This window comes from Streptomyces sp. NPDC014889, from assembly GCF_043081205.1.
Taxonomy (GTDB): domain Bacteria; phylum Actinomycetota; class Actinomycetes; order Streptomycetales; family Streptomycetaceae; genus Streptomyces.
In genome coordinates this window covers 133,808-150,201 of the sequence record NZ_JBIBWH010000014.1, presented here as the reverse complement: position 1 = coordinate 150,201, position 16,394 = coordinate 133,808, and the positions used below count along the sequence as shown (strand labels likewise).

The window sequence follows — 16,394 nt, the reverse complement described above, 5'->3', positions numbered from 1 at the left end:
GGTCCGGCAGTTCCGTCCTGGCCCGGGCGGTTCGTCCTGGCCCGGGCGGTTCAGTCCTGGCCAGGGATCGGCGCCCCGGAGGGGACTCCGGCGGCGACGTACGCCTCGTAGAAGCCCTTCCAGGGGGCGTGCACCCCGGCGTGCGGTCCCTCGAAGCGCTCGCCGCGGGCCCTGGCGTCCAGGGCGGCCAGGCAGACCTCCCAGCCGGCGCCGTTGCGGGCGGCGGTGTCCTCGGCGGCGAGGACGTCGGTGAGGGTGAAGCGGGTGTGCCGCTCGTCGAGTTCCTCGAGGTCGAAGTGGAGCTCGCCGCCGCCCCACTCGAAGGACAGGTGCCGGGGCGGGTCGACGGCGAGCACGGTGCCGGTGAATTCCTCCGCCCCCGTCTCCCCGCGGAAGACGATGGTGCCGCCGGGCCGCAGATCCGCCTCGGCGCGGAAGGGGAACCACTCCGCGAGTTCGCCGGGGTCGGTCACGAAGTGCCAGACGCGGTCCACGGAGTGGCCGTGGACGCGGGTGAAGCGAAGGGCGGGGCGGCCGTCGCCGAGCCGCAGGAAGGTGCCGGTGAGGTCGGCGGGCATGGGGATCAGTCCTTCGGGGGTCTGCCTCGGGGAAAGCGTCGGGGGAAGGGTGACGGCGTCCACGGAATGTACCCGTCAGGACCGTCCGGGACGCATGGAACCGCCGGGCCGGGTACGCGTGGGGGCACGAGATCCACCACCGGCCGCGCCACGTGACCGCGTGGCTCCGCCGGAGGCGAACCGGACGAGGACAGGAGGCGGCCATGGCCGACAAGCCCGGAAAGCGCGGGAACACCGGCGGCGACGAGCGAGGCTCCGACCGGCCCGAGACGGCTGCCGGCGAGATGCTGCGCGAGTTCGAGAACGCCGAGAGGGACGTCACCGGGACCGCCGAGCGGCGCCACCGGGGCGAGGCGGGCGAGGCCATCACCCCGAACACCCGGGCCGAGGAGGAGTCCGAGGGCGACTGACCCGACCGGACCCGGCGCCTTTCCGGCCGGGAAGGACGGGGGTGGCCCGCCCGGTGTCGCGGGTACCCGGGGCCCATGGCAAACGATCAGCGCGGACCCGAGCTGCCTCCCGCCCGAGGACCGGTCTCCGCGGCCGTGACGGCGTACCTGCGGGGCACCGGTCCGCTGCCCGGCACCGAGGACGCCGGCCGGGCGGCGGCGTACGGCGACGATCTCCAGCTCGCCCTGTACCTCTGCTACGAACTCCACTACCGGGGTTTCGCGGAGGTCGGCGCCCGGTACGAGTGGGACCCGGGCCTGCTGGCCGTCCGCTCGGCTCTCGAGCACCGCTTCCTGACCGCCCTGCGCGCCGACACGCCCGTGCACGACAGCCTGGACGACGCGCTCGCGGCCCTGCTCGTCGAGCCGGTCGAGGGCACCGGTGTCAGCCACTACCTGCGGGACGAGGGCACGCTGTGGCAGTTGCGCGAGTACGCGGCACAGCGCTCCCTGTACCACCTCAAGGAGGCCGACCCGCACGCCTGGGTGCTGCCGCGCCTGTGGGGCCGGGCCAAGGCGGCGATGGCGGCGGTGGAGTTCGACGAGTGGGGCGGCGGCCGCGCCGAGCGCGTCCACGCCCGGCTGTTCGCCGACCTGATGAGGGACCTCGGCCTGGACACGACGTACGGCCGCCATCTGGACGCGGCCTCGGCGGAAGCGCTGGCGACGGTGAACATGATGTCCCTGTTCGGCCTGCACCGCGAGCTGCGCGGCGCCCTGGTGGGCCATTTCGCCGCGGTCGAGATCACATCCTCCCCCGGCTCCCGCCGGCTGGCCGAGGCCATGCGCCGCGCGGGCGCGGGGCCAGCTGCGCGGTTCTTCTACGACGAGCACGTGGAGGCGGACGCGGTGCACGAGCAGGTCGTACGCCACGACGTCATCGGCGGGCTGCTGGCCGAGGAACCCGAGCTGACGTCCGACGTGGCCTTCGGCATCGACGCGACCGGATACCTGGAGGACCGCTTCGGCGGGCGGCTGCTCACCGACTGGCGGGCCGGCCGGTCGTCACTGCGGACACCCCTCGCGGCGGAAACGACCGGTATCTCCTGAATGCCGGGGTACCCGCCGGATGTGAACGCACTGCTGCTTCCGGGTGTCTACGCCCCTCAGGACGACACCGCGCTGCTGACCGAGGTCCTGTCCGACGAACCCTGGGAACCGGGCGCGCGGGTCCTCGACGTGGGCACCGGAAGCGGCGCGCTGGCGCTGGTGGCCGCCCGGCGGGGCGCCCGGGTGACCGCGGTGGACGTCTCCTGGCGCGCGGTGTGGACGGCCCGGCTCAACGCCCGGCGCAGCCGGCTGCCGGTCCGCATCCACCGCGGGAACCTCTTCGGTCCGGTGCGCGGACGGTCGTTCGACGTGGTCCTGGCCAATCCGCCGTACGTCCCGGCCCCCGACACCCGGCGCGGGCCGCGCGGCAGGCGCCGTGCCTGGGACGCGGGCCGCGACGGGCGGCTCGTCCTGGACCGGATCTGCCGGGACGCGCCCGGGCTGCTGCGGCCCGGCGGCGTGCTGCTGCTCGTGCACTCGGCGCTGAGCGATCCCGACCTCACCCTGCACCGGCTGTGCTCCGCCGGCCTCAAGGCCGCGGTGGTGCGCCGCCGCCGGATCGCCTTCGGTCCCGTACTGCGGTCGCGGCGCGGCTGGCTGCGGGAGCGCGGTCTGCTGTCCGCGGCGGAAGCGGCCGACGAGAAGGAAGAGCTGGTGGTGATCCGTGCCGAACGTCCGCTCTGACACCCCGAACGACAACCCCGGCGACAACACCTCCGCCGCCGGTCCGCGGCCCGGGCCGCCCCGCCGGGTCACGATGCAGCGCTGCGGTCCGATCCTGGTCGACGGCCCGGTCGAGGTGGAACTGGAGGACGGCAGCACCGTCTTCTCGGACCGCTTCCGCGTCGCCCTGTGCACCTGCCGCCGCAGCCGCCGCTACCCGTGGTGCGACACCAGCCACCGCGACCGGGTGTAGGGGTGTCTGACACATGCCGGGGCCGGCGGGCGGCCCCACTCCGCCCGCCGGTCCCCGGTGTGGGATCGCCCGGTCCCCACCGCAGTGCCCGCACTCCCCAGCCGCGGGCCCTCCAGGTGTGCGCGGGGAACGCGCGATCCCGGCTCTCAGAACGCGAAGACGCTCGTGACCGAAGCGTTCTTCACGCACTCGTTGGCGTAGGTGCGCTCGTAGGAGACGCGCCTGCCCTGCCAGACGCCCTCCGCCGTGATCACCACCGGGTTGTACTCCCTGGTGCACACCGCCTGGCCGCCCGGCGCCGGCGCCCCGAAGTCACCGTCCGTGCCGCGCAGCTCCGCGCACGCCGCGGAGGCGGCCGGGTGGGTGCCGGAGGGCGTCGGGGCGCAGCTCAGGGTGACGGCGCGCTCCGGTACGGCGGTCGCCGAGCCGATGCCGTGGCCCATGGTGAGCACCAGCGCCGAGGGGGCGTACAGCGCGGCGGTGGCCGGCCCGGTGAGGGTTCCGCAGACGGCGGTGGCCGTCAGGCCGAGGGTCACTGCCCAGCGCGCGGTGTTCCGCATCGTGCGCTTCCTTCCGCTGGAAGTCGTCGGGTGCCGGTCCCGGCTCGGTCGACACCGGAGGCGGCGTGCGGGAGTCTGCCGAGTCCGCGCCGGAAACTCACGCCGAACCCGCGGGTTTCGGTAACCTTGCGTATTGAATCAGTGGCGCGAAGTCACGGAACGACGCAGCGTCAACCCTTTGCCCATGGGCCCGACGATCATCGGATCCGGCCGGATGGCCTGTTTTCCGGCGTTCGTCAATCGTCCTGAAACACTCCCGTCACCCTCCCCGGCGGCCCGGCGCCCGCGGGGCGCTCAGGGAGGCGGACGGTGGAGGATTAGTCCAGCGGGGGCGGAAAAGATGGATGAACCGTCCTCTGGTGCGGTCCCGGCGTGGCGTCTTAGCGTCAGCGGACCCCCGAGGACGGTGATCTTCCCGCCGCACACCCCGCGCCGGCGAGCGCCCCGTCCACCCGCCGCGCCACCAGGCGCTCCACCGCTGTCCTCCGATGGAGCCCCCATGTCCCCGCAGCAGTCACCGCAGGCACAGTCGCCCGCCCCCTCCCCTTCCGGACCGTCCCTCACCGAGGTCGAGACCCACGGCATCGAGCGCATCCCCGACGCCGACCGCTCCGCCCGGCCCCTGGACCTGTTCCGCATCGCCTTCGGCGGCGCGAACACCTTCTCCACCTGTGTCCTGGGCGCCTTCCCCATCCTGTTCGGCCTCTCCTTCTGGCAGGGCCTGGCGGCCACCGTCCTCGGGGTCGTCGCGGGCGCGCTGATCCTGTGCCCGATGGCGGTGTTCGGCCCCGTCAACGGCACGAACAACGCGGTCTCCTCCTCGGCGCACCTGGGGGTCCACGGCCGGGTGGTCGGCTCGTTCCTGTCGCTGCTCACCGCCACCGCGTTCTTCTCCATCTCGGTGTGGAGTTCCGGCGACGCCCTGGTCGGCGGCGCGCACCGGCTCTTCGGCCTGCCGCGCGGCACCGCGTCGTACGCCGTCGCTTACGCCCTGTTCGCCGCGCTGGTCCTCGTGGTGTGCGTCTACGGCTTCCGTTTCATGCTGTTCGTCAACAAGATCGCGGTGACCTCCGCGAGCGTGCTGTTCCTGCTCGGCGCGATCGCCTTCGCAGGCGACTTCGACCCGGGGTACGCCGGGATGTTCACCGCCTCGGCGGACGCGGCCACCCGGTCGATGTTCTGGCCGTCGTTCATCGGCGCGGCCCTGATCGTGCTGTCCAACCCGGTGTCCTTCGGCGCGTTCCTCGGCGACTGGTCGCGCTACATCCCGGCCGACGCCCCGCGCCGCCGGGTGGTCGGCGCCGCGTTCCTGGCGCAGATCGCCACCCTGCTGCCGTTCGTCTTCGGTCTGGCGACGGCGAGCATCATCGCCACCAAGGCCCCCGCGTACGTCGACCCCGGGGCTCCCGACTTCGTGGGCGGGCTGCTCGCGATCTCGCCGAGCTGGTTCTTCCTGCCGGTGTGCCTGCTCGCGCTGATCGGCGGCATGTCGACCGGCACGACCTCCCTCTACGGCACCGGGCTGGACTTCGCCTCCGTGGTCCCGTGGCTGTCCCGGGTGCGGGCGACGGTGCTCGTCGGCCTGCTGGCCTTCGCGTTCATCTTCATCGGGCGGTTCGCGCTGAACCTGGTGCAGTCGATCTCCACGTTCGCCACGATGATCGTCACCTGCACCACGCCGTGGATGGTCGTGATGATGCTCGGCTTCTTCACCCGCCGCGGCTGGTACGACCCCGACGCGCTCCAGGTCTTCAACCGCCGTCAGCGCGGCGGCCGTTACTGGTTCACGCACGGCTGGAACTGGCGCGGTCTGACCGCCTGGTGGGTGTCGGCGCTGATCGGGGTGCTGTTCACCAACATCCCCGGGCAGTTCGTCGGTCCCCTGGGCGACGTGGCGAACGGCGTGGACATCAGCCTCCCGCTGTCGCTGGCGTCGGCCGCGGTGCTGTTCCTGGCGCTGCTGTGGCTGTTCCCCGAGCCCCGGGCGGTCTACGGTCCCGAGGGCCCGCGGCTGGCCCGTGCCGTCGACGTCCCGGTGCCGCCGGTCACCGGACCGGGCGCACAGGCCGACGGTGTGCCGGCGGTGCCCGTGAAGGCCGGCTGACCGGTCCGGGAGGGCGGCGCGCCGCTGCGGGCCGCCCTCCGCACCGACGGCGCTCGGCGCGCGGGGCGTTGTCACACCCCGGGTATACGTTGGCGGGCATGACTCACTTCGTACTGGTGGCGGGCGCGTGGCTGGGAGCCTGGGCGTGGGACGAGGTGGTGCCCGGACTGCGCGAGGCCGGGCACGACGCGCACGCCCTGACCCTCAGCGGCCTCGCCGAGAAGAAGGACCTGCCGGCCGGTCAGCAGACCCACGTCCAGGACATCGTCGGCCACGTGGAGCGCCACGACCTGCGGGACGTCGTCCTGGTCGGGCACAGCTACTCGGGCATCCCGGTCGGCCAGGCGGCCGAGCGGATCGGCGGCCGGCTGCGGCGCGTGGTGTTCGTCGACTCCAACGTCCCGGTGGACGGCCGGACGTTCCTCTCGGGTTTCGACAGCGACGACGTCCGGCGGGCGCTCGACGCGAACGACGGCTTCTGGCCGCCGCTGCCCCCGGACGACTACGCCGGCCAGGAGCTGACCGACGGGCAGATCCGCCGCATCGTCACCGAGGGCACACCGCACCCCGGCGCCACGCTCACCGAGCCGGCCGTGCTGCAGCGTCCGGTCGGCGAGCTGCCGGCGACGTACGTCAAGTGCCTGCTGGACGGGCCCGAGCCGCTGCCCGCCGTGGCCGAGGCGCTCAAGAGCGAGCGGTGGGAGCTGGTGGAGATGGACACCGGCCACTGGCCGATGTTCTCCCGGCCCCGCGAACTGGCCCGGGTCCTGGTCGAGGCCGCGGTCCGGGGCTGACGGCCGGGGCGCTCCCGGGGGTGCTGAGCCGCGCCTACCGGCCAGTATCGTCGGGCACGCGTCTGACGGGCGACCTCGGGAGGGGCGGATGGCCAAGCACTGGGCGGACTTCCAGTACGAGATCTATCTGAACGGCTTGACGGGCGCGGTACCGCGGCTGCCCACCGACCTGACCCGGCTGGAGGAGCTGACCGAGCGGCGGCTCGGCCCCGGCCCGGTGGGCTATGTGGCGGGCAGCGCGGGCAACGGCAGTACGGCGCGGGCCAACCGCGGCGCCCTGGACCGGCGCCGGATCGTGCCGCGCATGCTCCGGGACGTCCACGCGCGCGATCTGTCGGTCGAGGTGCTGGGGCGTGCGCTGCCGGCTCCGCTGGCGCTGGCGCCGGTCGGGGTGCTGTCGATCCTGCATCCGGGCGCGGAGCCGGCTGCGGCCCGGGCCGCGGCGGCGCAGGGCGTGCCGTTCGTCCTGTCGTCGGCCTCCAGTACGCCCATGGAGCAGGTCGCGGAGGCGATGGGGGACGCCGAACGCTGGTTCCAGCTCTACTGGGCCAAGGACCGCGAGGTGACCCGGAGTCTGCTGGGCCGGGCCAGGGCGTCCGGGTTCAGCGTCCTGGTCGTCACCCTGGACACGCCGTTGCTGGCCTGGCGGCCCCGCGACCTCGACCAGGCCTATCTGCCGTTCCTGCACGGCGTGGGCACCGCCAACTACTTCTCCGACCCGGCCTTCCAGGCGGGCCTGGCCAAGCCGGTGCACGAGGATCCCAACGCCGCGGTGCTGCACTTCGTGGGCATGTTCGCCGACCCCGGCAAGACCTGGCCGGATCTGGCGTTCCTGCGGGAGAACTGGGACGGCCCGATCGTCCTGAAGGGCGTCCTGCACGCCGACGACGCCCGCCTGGCCGCCGACGCCGGAATGGACGGCGTGGTGGTGTCCAACCACGGCGGGCGCCAGGTGGCCGGCTCCGTCGCGGCCGCCGACGCACTGCCGCGGGTGGCCGAGGCGGTCGGCGACCGGCTGACGGTCCTGTTCGACAGCGGTGTGCGCACCGGTGACGACGTGTTCAAGGCGCTCGCCCTCGGCGCGCGGGCGGTGCTGCTGGGCCGGCCGTACGCCTACGGGCTCGCCCTGGACGGCCAGGCGGGCGTCGAACACGTGATCCGCTGCCTGCTCGCGGAGTTCGACCTCACACTCGCCCTGACGGGCCACTCCGCCCCGACCACACTCGGCCCGAACGACCTCACCGAAACCCCCACCTGACCGAATCCCGGCACCCGACCGCCCACGGGCGGCGTCCAGCCAGGCGAAGGCAGCCGGCGTGGCCCCCCGTGCCGGCCGGCCATGGCCACCGCCCGCCCCGACCGGCCCCTCGGTGCGCCAGCCGGTCGGTGCGCCAGTCGGTCGGCGAGGCTCCCCCGCGCGTCGCGGGGACTTCCATCGCAGATGGCGACGCGCACGCCCCCATGCCGACCGACCGGACACTCGGCGCCACAGCCGGCCGGGGGAGCTCCCAGCCACACCCGCAGACGACTGCCACCACAACGAGATACGCGGCACGGCCCCAGCCCGGACAGCCGCACGCTCGGTGCGACGGCGCATCGGCAGGGCTGAACGCCGCAGTTGCGGCGGGCCTCCAGCGCGGCGCGCACGGCCCCGTGCCGGCCGGCCGGGCGCTCGGCGCCTCAGCCGGTCGGGGGCTCCCGGCCGCGTCCGTGGGCGGCTTTCAGGGCGGTGAGGGGCGCGGCGCCGGCAGCCCTTCGCCGGGGGCGGTCTCGTCGGGTCACATGGTGGTGTCCGGCGGGGCGGACCGGTGGGCGGGGCGCGTGCCCGGGACGGCGACCGAGAGCGGGCCCGGAGTCACCGACACGGGCTCGGCCGCCCAGCGTTGCGCGGCGGTGCCGTCGTCGACCTTGACGACGATGTCCGCCTCCGGCTGCCGGGCGGCGGAGGTGAGGACGAGTCCCTCGCCCCAGCGGGGCAGCAACCCGCCCTGCGCGCCGATGTCGTAGCGCACGTCGGCGCCCCGCACGTCACCGGCCTCCGCGCAGGTGCCGAGGACGACGACGCCCGCGTCCGCGTGCGAGTCCAGGCACAGGCCGGGGGCGGCGACGCTGCGCAGCAGCCCGTCGTCCTCCAGCGTCCACCGCTGGTTCCAGGCCGAGGAGCACGCGGCCAGCTCGGTGGCGGCCCCGGCCTTCGGCTCGCCCCGGACGGCCAGGCACAGCCCGGCCGCGATGTTGCGCAGCCGGGTCTCCTCGGCCGACGGGGGCGGTTCGACGGCGCGGGGCGTCGCGGAACCGTCGGACGGGGTACCGGAGTCGGTGCCGTGCGCCGTGTCCTGTGTGCCGGACGTGCCGGTGGACGCGGCCGGGGCGGTGCCGTCGCCGTGCGACCACAGGCTGACGCCGAGCACGGTCGCGAGCAGCGACGCGGAGACGAGGCCGAGTCCGGTGCGCAGCGCCCGGGACGAGCGCGGGCCGCCGGAGGCGCGGCGCCCCGGCGCGGTGAACCGGGACAGCGGCCAGTGCCGGCCGCCGCCGCCCGCCCCTCTTCCACCGTGCCGGCCGGAGCCCTTCGTGCGCGTGGCCTGCCCGGCTCGGCCCGGGCGGGAGTCGAGGTAGCGGCGGGCGCCCCAGCCGAGCACGGCCTCGGCGAGCAGCGCGTCCGGCGCCTTCTCCACCTGTCCGAGCTGCGCGGCGGCGTCCCGGCAGTAGCGGCATTCGTCCATGTGCCGCTTGACGTCCGGCAGCAGGCCGCCGCCGCGGCGGATCGGCGCCTCCAGCAGCCGGTTGTAATAGCGGCAGTCGTCGGTCGGCGCGAGTTCGCGGTGGGCGCGCACGCAGCCCTCGCGGAACTTGTCCCGGGCCTCTTCCAGGGTGCGGAAGGCGGTCTCCGGGTCCATGCCCAGCAACCCGGCCGGGACGTCGAGCGGTTCGGCCTCGACCTCGGTGTGCCACAGCAGGCACCGGGCGGCCGGGACCAGGCTCTCGAAGGACCGCTGGGCGAGCCGGCGGTTCTCCGGGACCAGGGTCGCGGCGGTCCGCATGCCCCGGCCTCCCGCGGGTTTGTGCAGCTCCGGCAGGGCCGCGGATATACGGTCCTCGGCGGCCCACAGCCGGACCGTGTCCCGCACCGTCAGCAGCAGTCGCGGGCGCAGCGCGACGCCCGGCTCGCCCACGGTCAGCCGGTCGAAGACCTGGTGGAAGGCGGCCGAGGTCACCATGGCCGCGAGGGGCGCCGAGGAGGCGAGGCAGATCACCGCGTAGTCGTGGACGGGCTGCCAGTGGCGTGCGATCAGCAGGGCGACGCACTGGGCGACTTCCTCGTCGGTGCTGCCGGCGAGCCGGGCGGCGAGGGCCTCGTCGGGCTCCCCGGGGATCCCGCCGGGCGGCGGGCTGGGGGGACGAGAGGGGTGGGGGGTGGGCACGAAAGGCTTCCTTTGGTACGTACCGGTGTGGAGCGGGCCCGCGGGTCTGGCACACGGCCGGCGGACGAATCGGCTCGACTCCCCAACTGTCTCTTCAGAACCGGCCCTTGCCCACGCACGGGCCGCTCAGCCTTGCACAGCTCCTTGACGCACAACAAGACATACAGACAACACGGGCATCATTGACGGAAATTCAGGAAGCGGGACGTCACCGGGGGCATGCGGCAAGGGGTGTCAGATCTCCCAGGAGCGCAGGCGGTCGGCGGCGCCGTAGACGTCGGTCTTGCCGGACATCAGGTCGCGGGCGAGGTCGACGAGGGCTCCGTAGGGCGGGTCGATGCCGACGCCGCTGACGTACATGTAGGCCACGGCCGTCGCGCAGGCGAACCGGGCGTTGGCCGACGGCAGGGGCTTGAGCAGGGCGAGGGTGTGGAGCAGGGCGGCGGCCCGCCAGGCGGGATCGGAGTCGACGCCGAGACGCGGCGGGTCGACGCGGTGCCGGGCGACGGCGGCCACCAGGGCCGAGAAGTCGTCCACCGCGGGCTGTTCCGGGAGGACTTCCTCGTGCCGCTGAAGCAGCCAGGGCACGTCGATGTGGATGACGGGGGTCATCGGTCAGGCTGCCCGCCCCTCGCCCTTCGTGGCCGTCTCGTCCTCGGGAAAGGCCGTGGCGAACTCGTCCGCATGCGCGGTGAAGAACCGCCGGAACGCCTCGGCGCCCTCCTGGAGGGCCCGGTGCCGGGCTATGTCCGCGGCGGCGGCCTCGCGTACGAGTGCCTTCATCGACGTGCCGCGTTCCTTGGCGATCTGGCGCAGGTCCTCGAGCTCGCGGTCGCTGAACTCCACATTGAGAGCTGGCATGGTCCACACGGTACCGCGCGGGTACTTTCCCGTAAATACCCGCTGGTCACAGCGATGGGGTGGTGGTACCGAGGGGCGGGTCCACAGCCGTTGGGGGCAGCGCCGCCGCGCCCCTGGGGACGCAGCGGCGCTCCTCCTGCCGGTCCGGCAGCCGGTCCAGACCGATCACCCGCGTCCGGGGTGGGCGGACGGCCCGGCAGGCCGGCCCTGGTCCGCCGCGAAGGAGGCCATCCAGGCCAGCGCCGCGTTCCAGTTGACGGCCGTCTCGTTCGTCGACCAGGACTCGATGTCGTCGATGTAGCAGAACTGGCCCACGCAGCCCTGGAGCCTGCTCTGCGCGTACGGGTCCTGGATGCTGGAGTTGGCTCCGCCGGCGACGGTGCCCTTCGGCGGGTTCGGCAGGCCCGGCTCCAGCTCGTGGGCGTACCAGCGGCTGTGCTGGTTGTGGGAGCTGACCGTGCCGTAGCCGGTGACGTAGGAGATGTTGAGGGCGTTGCGGCCCAGGATGTAGTCCATGCTCTGCACCGCGCCGTCGCGGAACTTCACGGCTCCGTCGAGGTCGTAGGCGGCGGCGAGGACACGGGCGTTGTTGAGGATCTGACTGTTGGAGCCCCAGTCGTACACGTTGCCCGCGGGCGCGTACGGCATGCCGTAGGGCTGTGCCTTGAGCGTGGCCAGGTACGTTCCGGCGCCCTTGATCACCGACTGGCGCACCTTCTCCCGGCCGGGCAGCCTGCTCGGGACGGTGGCGAGGTCGAGGCGGGCGGGTACCGCGGTGGCGGCCCAGTCGAAGCTGACGCTGCCGAAGATGTCGGCCGTGTTCAGGGGCGACTTGGTCACGTAGTCGGCGAACTGCCGCTCACCGGTGGTGAGGTACAGCTCGGCGGCTGCCCAGTAGAACTCGTCGGTGGCGTTGTCGTCGGGGTACGCGCCGCCGCCGATGCCGTCGTCCGGGTCGGGGTACACGGCGGGATGGGCGAGCGCGGCGGTCCAGGCCGTGCGCGCGGCCCGCAGGGCCTTCGCCGCGAAGGCGCGGTCGTAGGGCTCGTAGAGGCGGGCCGCCTGCGCGGCGGTCGCCGCCAGGTTCAGGGTCGCCTGCGTCGTCGGCCGGTGCAGTTCACGCTTCTGCGGGTCCTGGCTGGGCAGCAGCGGCAGTCCCGTCCACTGCTCGTCGTGGACCTTGCTGTGCGCCATGCCGGCCAGCGGCTGCCCGGCCGGCACCTGCATCCTCAGCAGGAACTCCAGCTCCCAGCGGGCCTCGTCCAGGATGTCGGGCACCTTGTTGCCGCTCTCCGGGAGGGCGAGCGTCCGGTCACCGAGGCTCGCCGGCCGGGCGGTGCGCGCGTGCAGCGTGCGCTCGTAGGTGCTCAGCAGCCCCCAGGTGGTGATGCCGCCGTTGACGACGTACTTGCCGTGGTCGCCGGCGTCGTACCAGCCGCCGGTGACGTCGAGCGTGTAGTCGCACAGGCCCGGCCGGCACGGCACCTTGGAGTCGCCCCGGTTGGGGGCCGCGTCGAGGTGGCCGGCCGGGCGGGCGTAGCCGGGGCGCAGGTCCTCGCGGATCGGGATGCCGCTGCGCTGGGTGTAGTAGTACTTCAGCGAGTCCAGACGGAGCTGGTCGTAGACGCCGTCGCCGATGTCGAACGGGTGGCTCGTCCCGCCGTCGGCGACCAGGGTGAAGCCCTTGCCGCTCCCCCGGTAGGCGCCGAAGTCGATCGAGTGAACCTTCTGCCCGGAGGAGACGTCCGTGCCGCGCGGCGCGCTCCAGCCGTGGGCCACGTCCCTCCCGCGGGCGTCGCGCAGCCGCCAGGGCAGCTTGGCGCCGGCGTCCGTGACCAGCGTGGCGTTCTTGGGGCCGCCGGGCAGATAGCCGACCTGGTTGACCCGCACCCGCGGCCCGGTGTCGGGCTCGTACACCTCCGGCGGCACCCCGCCGAGCAGCGACACGTCGTCCAGGCAGAAGCGCCAGGGGTCCGCGGTGCCGCCGAGCTGGAAGGCGACCTGGCCCTGGGTGGTGTCGACGGGGGACGTGAAGGTGTAGGAGTACGCGTTCCCGGAGACGCTGAGCTGCGGGCTCACCTCGAACCAGGTGTCGTACGGCTCCACCGAGAGCCCCGCCAGCGCCCGGACGACGTGCCCGTCGGGGGTGCCGGTCGCCGAGAACGACAGACGGTAGGTCTCGCCCTTCACCAGGGTGATGTCGTTCTGTCCGACGGCGGCGTCCCAGCGGTTGGTGGTGCCGCCGGGCACGTCGGCGCACAGCCGGCCGTCGGACAGGCCCGAGGTGACGTTGCTGGTCGTCCACCACGGCTCGGTGGTGGTGTCGAAGCCGCCGTTCCTGACCTGCTCGACCTCGTCGGCCAGGGCCTGCGGGGCGGACGGCAGGGAACTGAGGGCAGCCGCGAGCAGGGCCGCCACGGACAGCAGGGTGGTTCTGCGTCGTTTCACGTCTGGAGCTCCTCGGAGGAGGGTACGGACGACATCCATGGGAGCGCTCCCAAGGGTGGACGCACCATCGTTGTGGCAGCCATGACATCCGTCAACGGTCCTGACGGGACGTATTACCTCCGGAAGGGGGTCGCCGTCTTACCTCCGGAAGGGGGTCGCCGTCCGTACGACGCCGGTACGCACTAGGCTGGAACGGAAGTGACGCACCTGTTCACTGTGAGTGTGCGCGATGGAGTGGCGACGATGAGCCCCGTGTATCCGTTCGACGACGCGGCCACGGCCCGCGCTGTCGTCGACGAGCACGGCGTCCTCGTCGAGTGGAACGAGGGCGCGCGCCGGCTGCTCGGCTGGGCGCCCGAGGAGGTGCTGGGCGAGCGGGCCGCGAACCTGCTGGCCGACGGCCCGGTCGACGCCCTCCCCGACGAGCCCCACTGGAACGGCACGCTCACCGTGCGGCACCGCGACGGGCGCACGCTGCCGGTCTGGGTGCTGGCCCACCACCGGCGCCCCGAGGACGGCGGCAACTGGCTCCTGGTCACCCCGCTGGAGGGCGGCGGCCCCCCGGACCCCGACGACCCGCTGGCCCGGGTCGACCTCATCCAGTCCCCCTGCGCCGTGGCGATCTACGACGAGCGGCTGCGGCTGCACGAGATGAACGGGGCCATGGCGGACGTGCTCGGCGTGCCGGCCGATCGGCTGCGAGGCCTGCGCCACTCCGAGATCGGCGGCCGCCGGCAGAGCGAGGACTTCGAGTGGCACATGCACCAGGTCCTCGCCACCGGCCGGGGGAACGACGTGCGGACGTACGTGCCGATAGGCGGCGACGGCCAGGTGAGCGCCTGGCTCGCCCGCATGTCCCCGATCACCGACCGGCACGGGCGGGTGCGCGGGGTGTGCGTCGCCGCGCACGACTTCACCGAGCAGTACCGGGCGCGCGAACGGCTGCAACTGGTCAACGAGGCGAGCGTGCGCATCGGCACCACCCTCGACGTCGCCCGGACGGCGCAGGAACTCGCCGACGTCTGCGTCCCCGCCCTCGCCGACTTCGTCAGCGTCGACCTGCTCGACCCGCCCGAGCACGGCGGGGAAGCCCTCACCGGGCCGGTGACGACGCCGGTCGTGCTGCGCCGGGCCGCCCACGGCTCCATCAACGCGGGCACTCCCGAGGCGCTCTCCGTCGCCGGCCGGACCGAGCTGTACCCGGCCACCTCCCCGCAGGGCGCCTCTCTCGTCACCGGCCACTCCGTGGTGATCTCCAGGGACTCCGGCGACCTCGACAAGTGGCTGTCCTGGGACCCGGCGCGTCGCCTGCACTCCAGGGAACTCGGCGTGCACGCCACGATGTCCGTGCCGATCCGGGCCAGGGGCGTGACCCTCGGGGTCGCCGTGTTCAGCCGGTTCCGGCAGCCCGCCCCCTTCATGCCCGACGACGTCCTGCTCGCCGAGGAGGTCACGGCCCGCGCCGCCGTCTGCATCGACAACGCCCGCCGCTACTCCCGCGAACGGGAGACCGCCCTCGCCCTCCAGCGCAGTCTGCTGCCCCGCAGCCTCGCGCGGACCGCCGCGGTGGAGGCGGCCTCCCGCTACCTCCCGGCGGCCCGGGCCGGAGTGGGCGGCGACTGGTTCGACGTCATCCCGCTGTCGGGGACGCGGGTCGCCATGGTCGTCGGGGACGTCCTCGGGCACGGTGTGCAGGCCTCGGCCAGCATGGGCCGGCTGCGCACCGCCGTACGCACCCTCGCCGACATCGACCTCGCCCCGGACGAGCTGCTCACCCACCTGGACGACGTGGTGGCCCGGATGTCCGCCGAGGCCGGGGCCGAGGGACGGCCCGGCGAGGTCGGCGCGACCTGCCTGTACGCGGTGTACGACCCGGTCTCCCGGCACTGCACGCTCGCCCGCGCCGGGCACCCGCCGCCGGTGCTGGTCCCGCCGGACGGCGCGCCCCGCCGGGTGGAGCTGCCCTCCGGACCGCCCCTGGGCCTGGGCGGACTGCCGTTCGAGAGCGTCGAGTTCCAGCTGGCCGAGGGCAGTGTGCTGTGCTTCTACACCGACGGGCTGGTCGAGAGCCGGGAACGGGACACCGACGCCGGCCACCGGCTGTTGTGCGAGGCGCTGGCGGCCCGCGGCGGCCCCCTGGAGGAGACCTGCGACCGCGTCCTGCGCACCCTGCTGCCGGCGGGCGGCGCCTCCGACGACGCGGCGCTGCTGCTGGCCCGCACCCGCGCCCTGCCGCCCTCCCAGGTGGCGACCTGGGACATCCCCGCCGACCCGTCGCTGGTCGCCCCGGTCCGCAAGCAGGTCGTCGACCGGCTCGACGACTGGGGGCTGAGCGAGGCGGCCTTCACCACCGAACTGGTCGTCAGCGAGCTGGTCACCAACGCGATCCGGTACGGCACCCCGCCCATCCGGCTCCGTCTCATCCACGACGACGCCCACCTGACCTGTGAGGTGTCGGACACCACGCACACCGCCCCGCATCTGCGCCGGGCCAAGACCTGGGACGAGGGCGGCCGCGGCCTGCTGCTTGTCGCCCAGCTCACCCGGCGGTGGGGCAGCAGGCACACCGCCGAGGGCAAGACGATCTGGGCGGAGCTGAGTCTGCTCGACGACGAGTGAGCCCGGCCGTTCCTCAGGACCCGTCGGCCAGCCAGGGCCGTACACGACGGCGCGCCTCGTGCAGCCGCGACTTGAACGTGCCCAGCGGGATGCCGGTCCGCTCGGCGGCCTCGGCGTACTCCAGCCGGCAGACGTCCCGGTAGACCAGCGGCGCCACCAGGTGGGGATGCTCCCGCTCCAGCCGGTCCAGCGCCTCCAGCAGGTCCACCCGGGAGCCCGCGATGACGCTCGTGGTGCGCGGGTCGGCGTACGTCGCGGGCTCGATCCGCGCGGGCTGCTCGGCGGCGCGGCGCTTGAGCTCCCGGTACTTCTGGCGGCAGCAGTTGGCGACGACCGTGTACAGCCAGGTGCTGAAGCGGCTCCGCCCCTCGAAGGAGGTGATCCTGCGCGCGATCTGGAGCAGCACGTCCTGCGCGGCCTCCTCGGCGTCCTCGCGGCAGGGCAGGAAACTCCCGCAGCGCCGTACCACCTCGGGCCGGACCTGCTGGAGCAGGGCCTCGAGCGCGGCGCCGTCACCGGCGGCGGCACGGCGGGCGAGGTCTTCGGCCGGCGCGGCGTTCTGCACGACAAGGCCCCCTTTGCGTCGGTCC

Annotated in this window: 15 protein-coding genes; 8 read left to right on the top strand and 7 right to left on the bottom strand. The window is 73.8% G+C overall.

Annotation, left to right across the window (positions count from 1 at the left end; translation table 11 throughout):
• Positions 1 to 50 precede the first annotated feature (50 nt).
• A complete protein-coding gene (locus ACF09J_RS27185; protein WP_392308070.1) occupies positions 51 to 578 on the bottom strand; it encodes an SRPBCC family protein in 528 nt (175 codons plus the stop codon).
• A 203-nt stretch (positions 579 to 781) separates the two neighbouring features.
• Between ACF09J_RS27185 and ACF09J_RS27180 the strand changes: the two genes are divergently transcribed.
• From ACF09J_RS27180 to ACF09J_RS27165, 4 genes are all read left to right on the top strand, one after another.
• Positions 782 to 988: a hypothetical protein gene (locus ACF09J_RS27180; protein ID WP_392308069.1), complete on the top strand. Its 207-nt coding sequence runs from the start codon at positions 782 to 784 to the stop codon at positions 986 to 988.
• A 75-nt stretch (positions 989 to 1,063) separates the two neighbouring features.
• Positions 1,064 to 2,077, top strand: a complete 1,014-nt coding sequence (locus ACF09J_RS27175) for an iron-containing redox enzyme family protein (RefSeq protein ID WP_392308068.1) — start codon at positions 1,064 to 1,066, stop codon at positions 2,075 to 2,077.
• On the top strand, positions 2,078 to 2,761 hold the full coding sequence (locus ACF09J_RS27170; RefSeq protein WP_392308067.1) for a HemK2/MTQ2 family protein methyltransferase: 684 nt from the start codon (positions 2,078 to 2,080) through the stop codon (positions 2,759 to 2,761). It begins immediately after the preceding gene.
• Entirely contained in the window at positions 2,742 to 2,993 is a 252-nt protein-coding gene (locus ACF09J_RS27165) for a CDGSH iron-sulfur domain-containing protein (protein ID WP_392308066.1), read from the top strand. The genes ACF09J_RS27170 and ACF09J_RS27165 overlap by 20 nt, the downstream gene beginning before the upstream one ends.
• 146 nt (positions 2,994 to 3,139) lie before the next feature.
• On the opposite strand, the gene ACF09J_RS27160 is transcribed toward ACF09J_RS27165, so the two are convergent.
• A complete protein-coding gene (locus ACF09J_RS27160; RefSeq protein ID WP_392308065.1) occupies positions 3,140 to 3,553 on the bottom strand; it encodes a subtilase-type protease inhibitor in 414 nt (137 codons plus the stop codon).
• 499 nt (positions 3,554 to 4,052) lie between these two features.
• On the opposite strand from ACF09J_RS27160, the gene ACF09J_RS27155 reads away from it, so the two are divergent.
• The 3 genes from ACF09J_RS27155 to ACF09J_RS27145 all read left to right on the top strand — a co-directional run bounded on the left by ACF09J_RS27155 (position 4,053) and on the right by ACF09J_RS27145 (position 7,709).
• A complete protein-coding gene (locus ACF09J_RS27155; protein WP_392308064.1) occupies positions 4,053 to 5,657 on the top strand; it encodes a purine-cytosine permease family protein in 1,605 nt (534 codons plus the stop codon).
• A gap of 98 nt (positions 5,658 to 5,755) precedes the next feature.
• Positions 5,756 to 6,451 carry an alpha/beta fold hydrolase gene (locus tag ACF09J_RS27150; protein ID WP_392308063.1) on the top strand — a complete coding sequence of 232 codons (696 nt, stop codon included), beginning with the start codon at positions 5,756 to 5,758 and terminating at the stop codon, positions 6,449 to 6,451.
• An 88-nt stretch (positions 6,452 to 6,539) separates the two neighbouring features.
• The gene (locus ACF09J_RS27145; RefSeq protein ID WP_392308062.1) at positions 6,540 to 7,709 is read left to right on the top strand and encodes a lactate 2-monooxygenase; all 1,170 of its coding nucleotides are present in this window, start codon (positions 6,540 to 6,542) and stop codon (positions 7,707 to 7,709) included.
• 520 nt (positions 7,710 to 8,229) lie between these two features.
• Here ACF09J_RS27145 and ACF09J_RS27140 read toward each other — a convergent pair.
• The 4 genes from ACF09J_RS27140 to ACF09J_RS27125 all read right to left on the bottom strand — a co-directional run bounded on the left by ACF09J_RS27140 (position 8,230) and on the right by ACF09J_RS27125 (position 13,185).
• Complete coding sequence (locus tag ACF09J_RS27140) at positions 8,230 to 9,876, bottom strand: RICIN domain-containing protein (protein WP_392308061.1); 1,647 nt, start codon at positions 9,874 to 9,876, stop codon at positions 8,230 to 8,232.
• Between the two features lie 234 nt (positions 9,877 to 10,110).
• Positions 10,111 to 10,488 (bottom strand): toxin Doc, encoded by a 378-nt coding sequence (locus tag ACF09J_RS27135; RefSeq protein ID WP_392308060.1) that lies wholly within the window; start codon positions 10,486 to 10,488, stop codon positions 10,111 to 10,113.
• 3 nt (positions 10,489 to 10,491) lie between these two features.
• Positions 10,492 to 10,737 (bottom strand): hypothetical protein, encoded by a 246-nt coding sequence (locus tag ACF09J_RS27130; protein WP_100571383.1) that lies wholly within the window; start codon positions 10,735 to 10,737, stop codon positions 10,492 to 10,494.
• Between the two features lie 165 nt (positions 10,738 to 10,902).
• A complete protein-coding gene (locus ACF09J_RS27125; protein WP_392308059.1) occupies positions 10,903 to 13,185 on the bottom strand; it encodes a glycoside hydrolase family 9 protein in 2,283 nt (760 codons plus the stop codon).
• 243 nt (positions 13,186 to 13,428) lie between these two features.
• Between ACF09J_RS27125 and ACF09J_RS27120 the strand changes: the two genes are divergently transcribed.
• Positions 13,429 to 15,804: a SpoIIE family protein phosphatase gene (locus ACF09J_RS27120; RefSeq protein WP_392308058.1), complete on the top strand. Its 2,376-nt coding sequence runs from the start codon at positions 13,429 to 13,431 to the stop codon at positions 15,802 to 15,804.
• Between the two features lie 13 nt (positions 15,805 to 15,817).
• Here the strand turns inward: ACF09J_RS27120 and ACF09J_RS27115 are convergent, their stop codons facing one another.
• Positions 15,818 to 16,369, bottom strand: coding sequence for an RNA polymerase sigma factor (locus tag ACF09J_RS27115; protein WP_392308057.1), 552 nt, complete (start codon positions 16,367 to 16,369; stop codon positions 15,818 to 15,820).
• Positions 16,370 to 16,394 lie beyond the last annotated feature (25 nt).

What these genes read in the sequence shown, in the direction of transcription:
- ACF09J_RS27185 (WP_392308070.1), bottom strand. Translation starts at nt 578, where the DNA reads ATGCCCGCCGACCTCACCGGCACCTTCCTGCGGCTCGGCGACGGCCGC.
- ACF09J_RS27180 (WP_392308069.1), top strand. Translation starts at nt 782, where the DNA reads ATGGCCGACAAGCCCGGAAAGCGCGGGAACACCGGCGGCGACGAGCGA.
- ACF09J_RS27175 (WP_392308068.1), top strand. Translation starts at nt 1,064, where the DNA reads ATGGCAAACGATCAGCGCGGACCCGAGCTGCCTCCCGCCCGAGGACCG.
- ACF09J_RS27170 (WP_392308067.1), top strand. Translation starts at nt 2,078, where the DNA reads ATGCCGGGGTACCCGCCGGATGTGAACGCACTGCTGCTTCCGGGTGTC.
- ACF09J_RS27160 (WP_392308065.1), bottom strand. Translation starts at nt 3,553, where the DNA reads ATGCGGAACACCGCGCGCTGGGCAGTGACCCTCGGCCTGACGGCCACC.
- ACF09J_RS27155 (WP_392308064.1), top strand. Translation starts at nt 4,053, where the DNA reads ATGTCCCCGCAGCAGTCACCGCAGGCACAGTCGCCCGCCCCCTCCCCT.
- ACF09J_RS27150 (WP_392308063.1), top strand. Translation starts at nt 5,756, where the DNA reads ATGACTCACTTCGTACTGGTGGCGGGCGCGTGGCTGGGAGCCTGGGCG.
- ACF09J_RS27145 (WP_392308062.1), top strand. Translation starts at nt 6,540, where the DNA reads ATGGCCAAGCACTGGGCGGACTTCCAGTACGAGATCTATCTGAACGGC.
- ACF09J_RS27135 (WP_392308060.1), bottom strand. Translation starts at nt 10,488, where the DNA reads ATGACCCCCGTCATCCACATCGACGTGCCCTGGCTGCTTCAGCGGCAC.
- ACF09J_RS27130 (WP_100571383.1), bottom strand. Translation starts at nt 10,737, where the DNA reads ATGCCAGCTCTCAATGTGGAGTTCAGCGACCGCGAGCTCGAGGACCTG.
- ACF09J_RS27120 (WP_392308058.1), top strand. Translation starts at nt 13,429, where the DNA reads ATGAGCCCCGTGTATCCGTTCGACGACGCGGCCACGGCCCGCGCTGTC.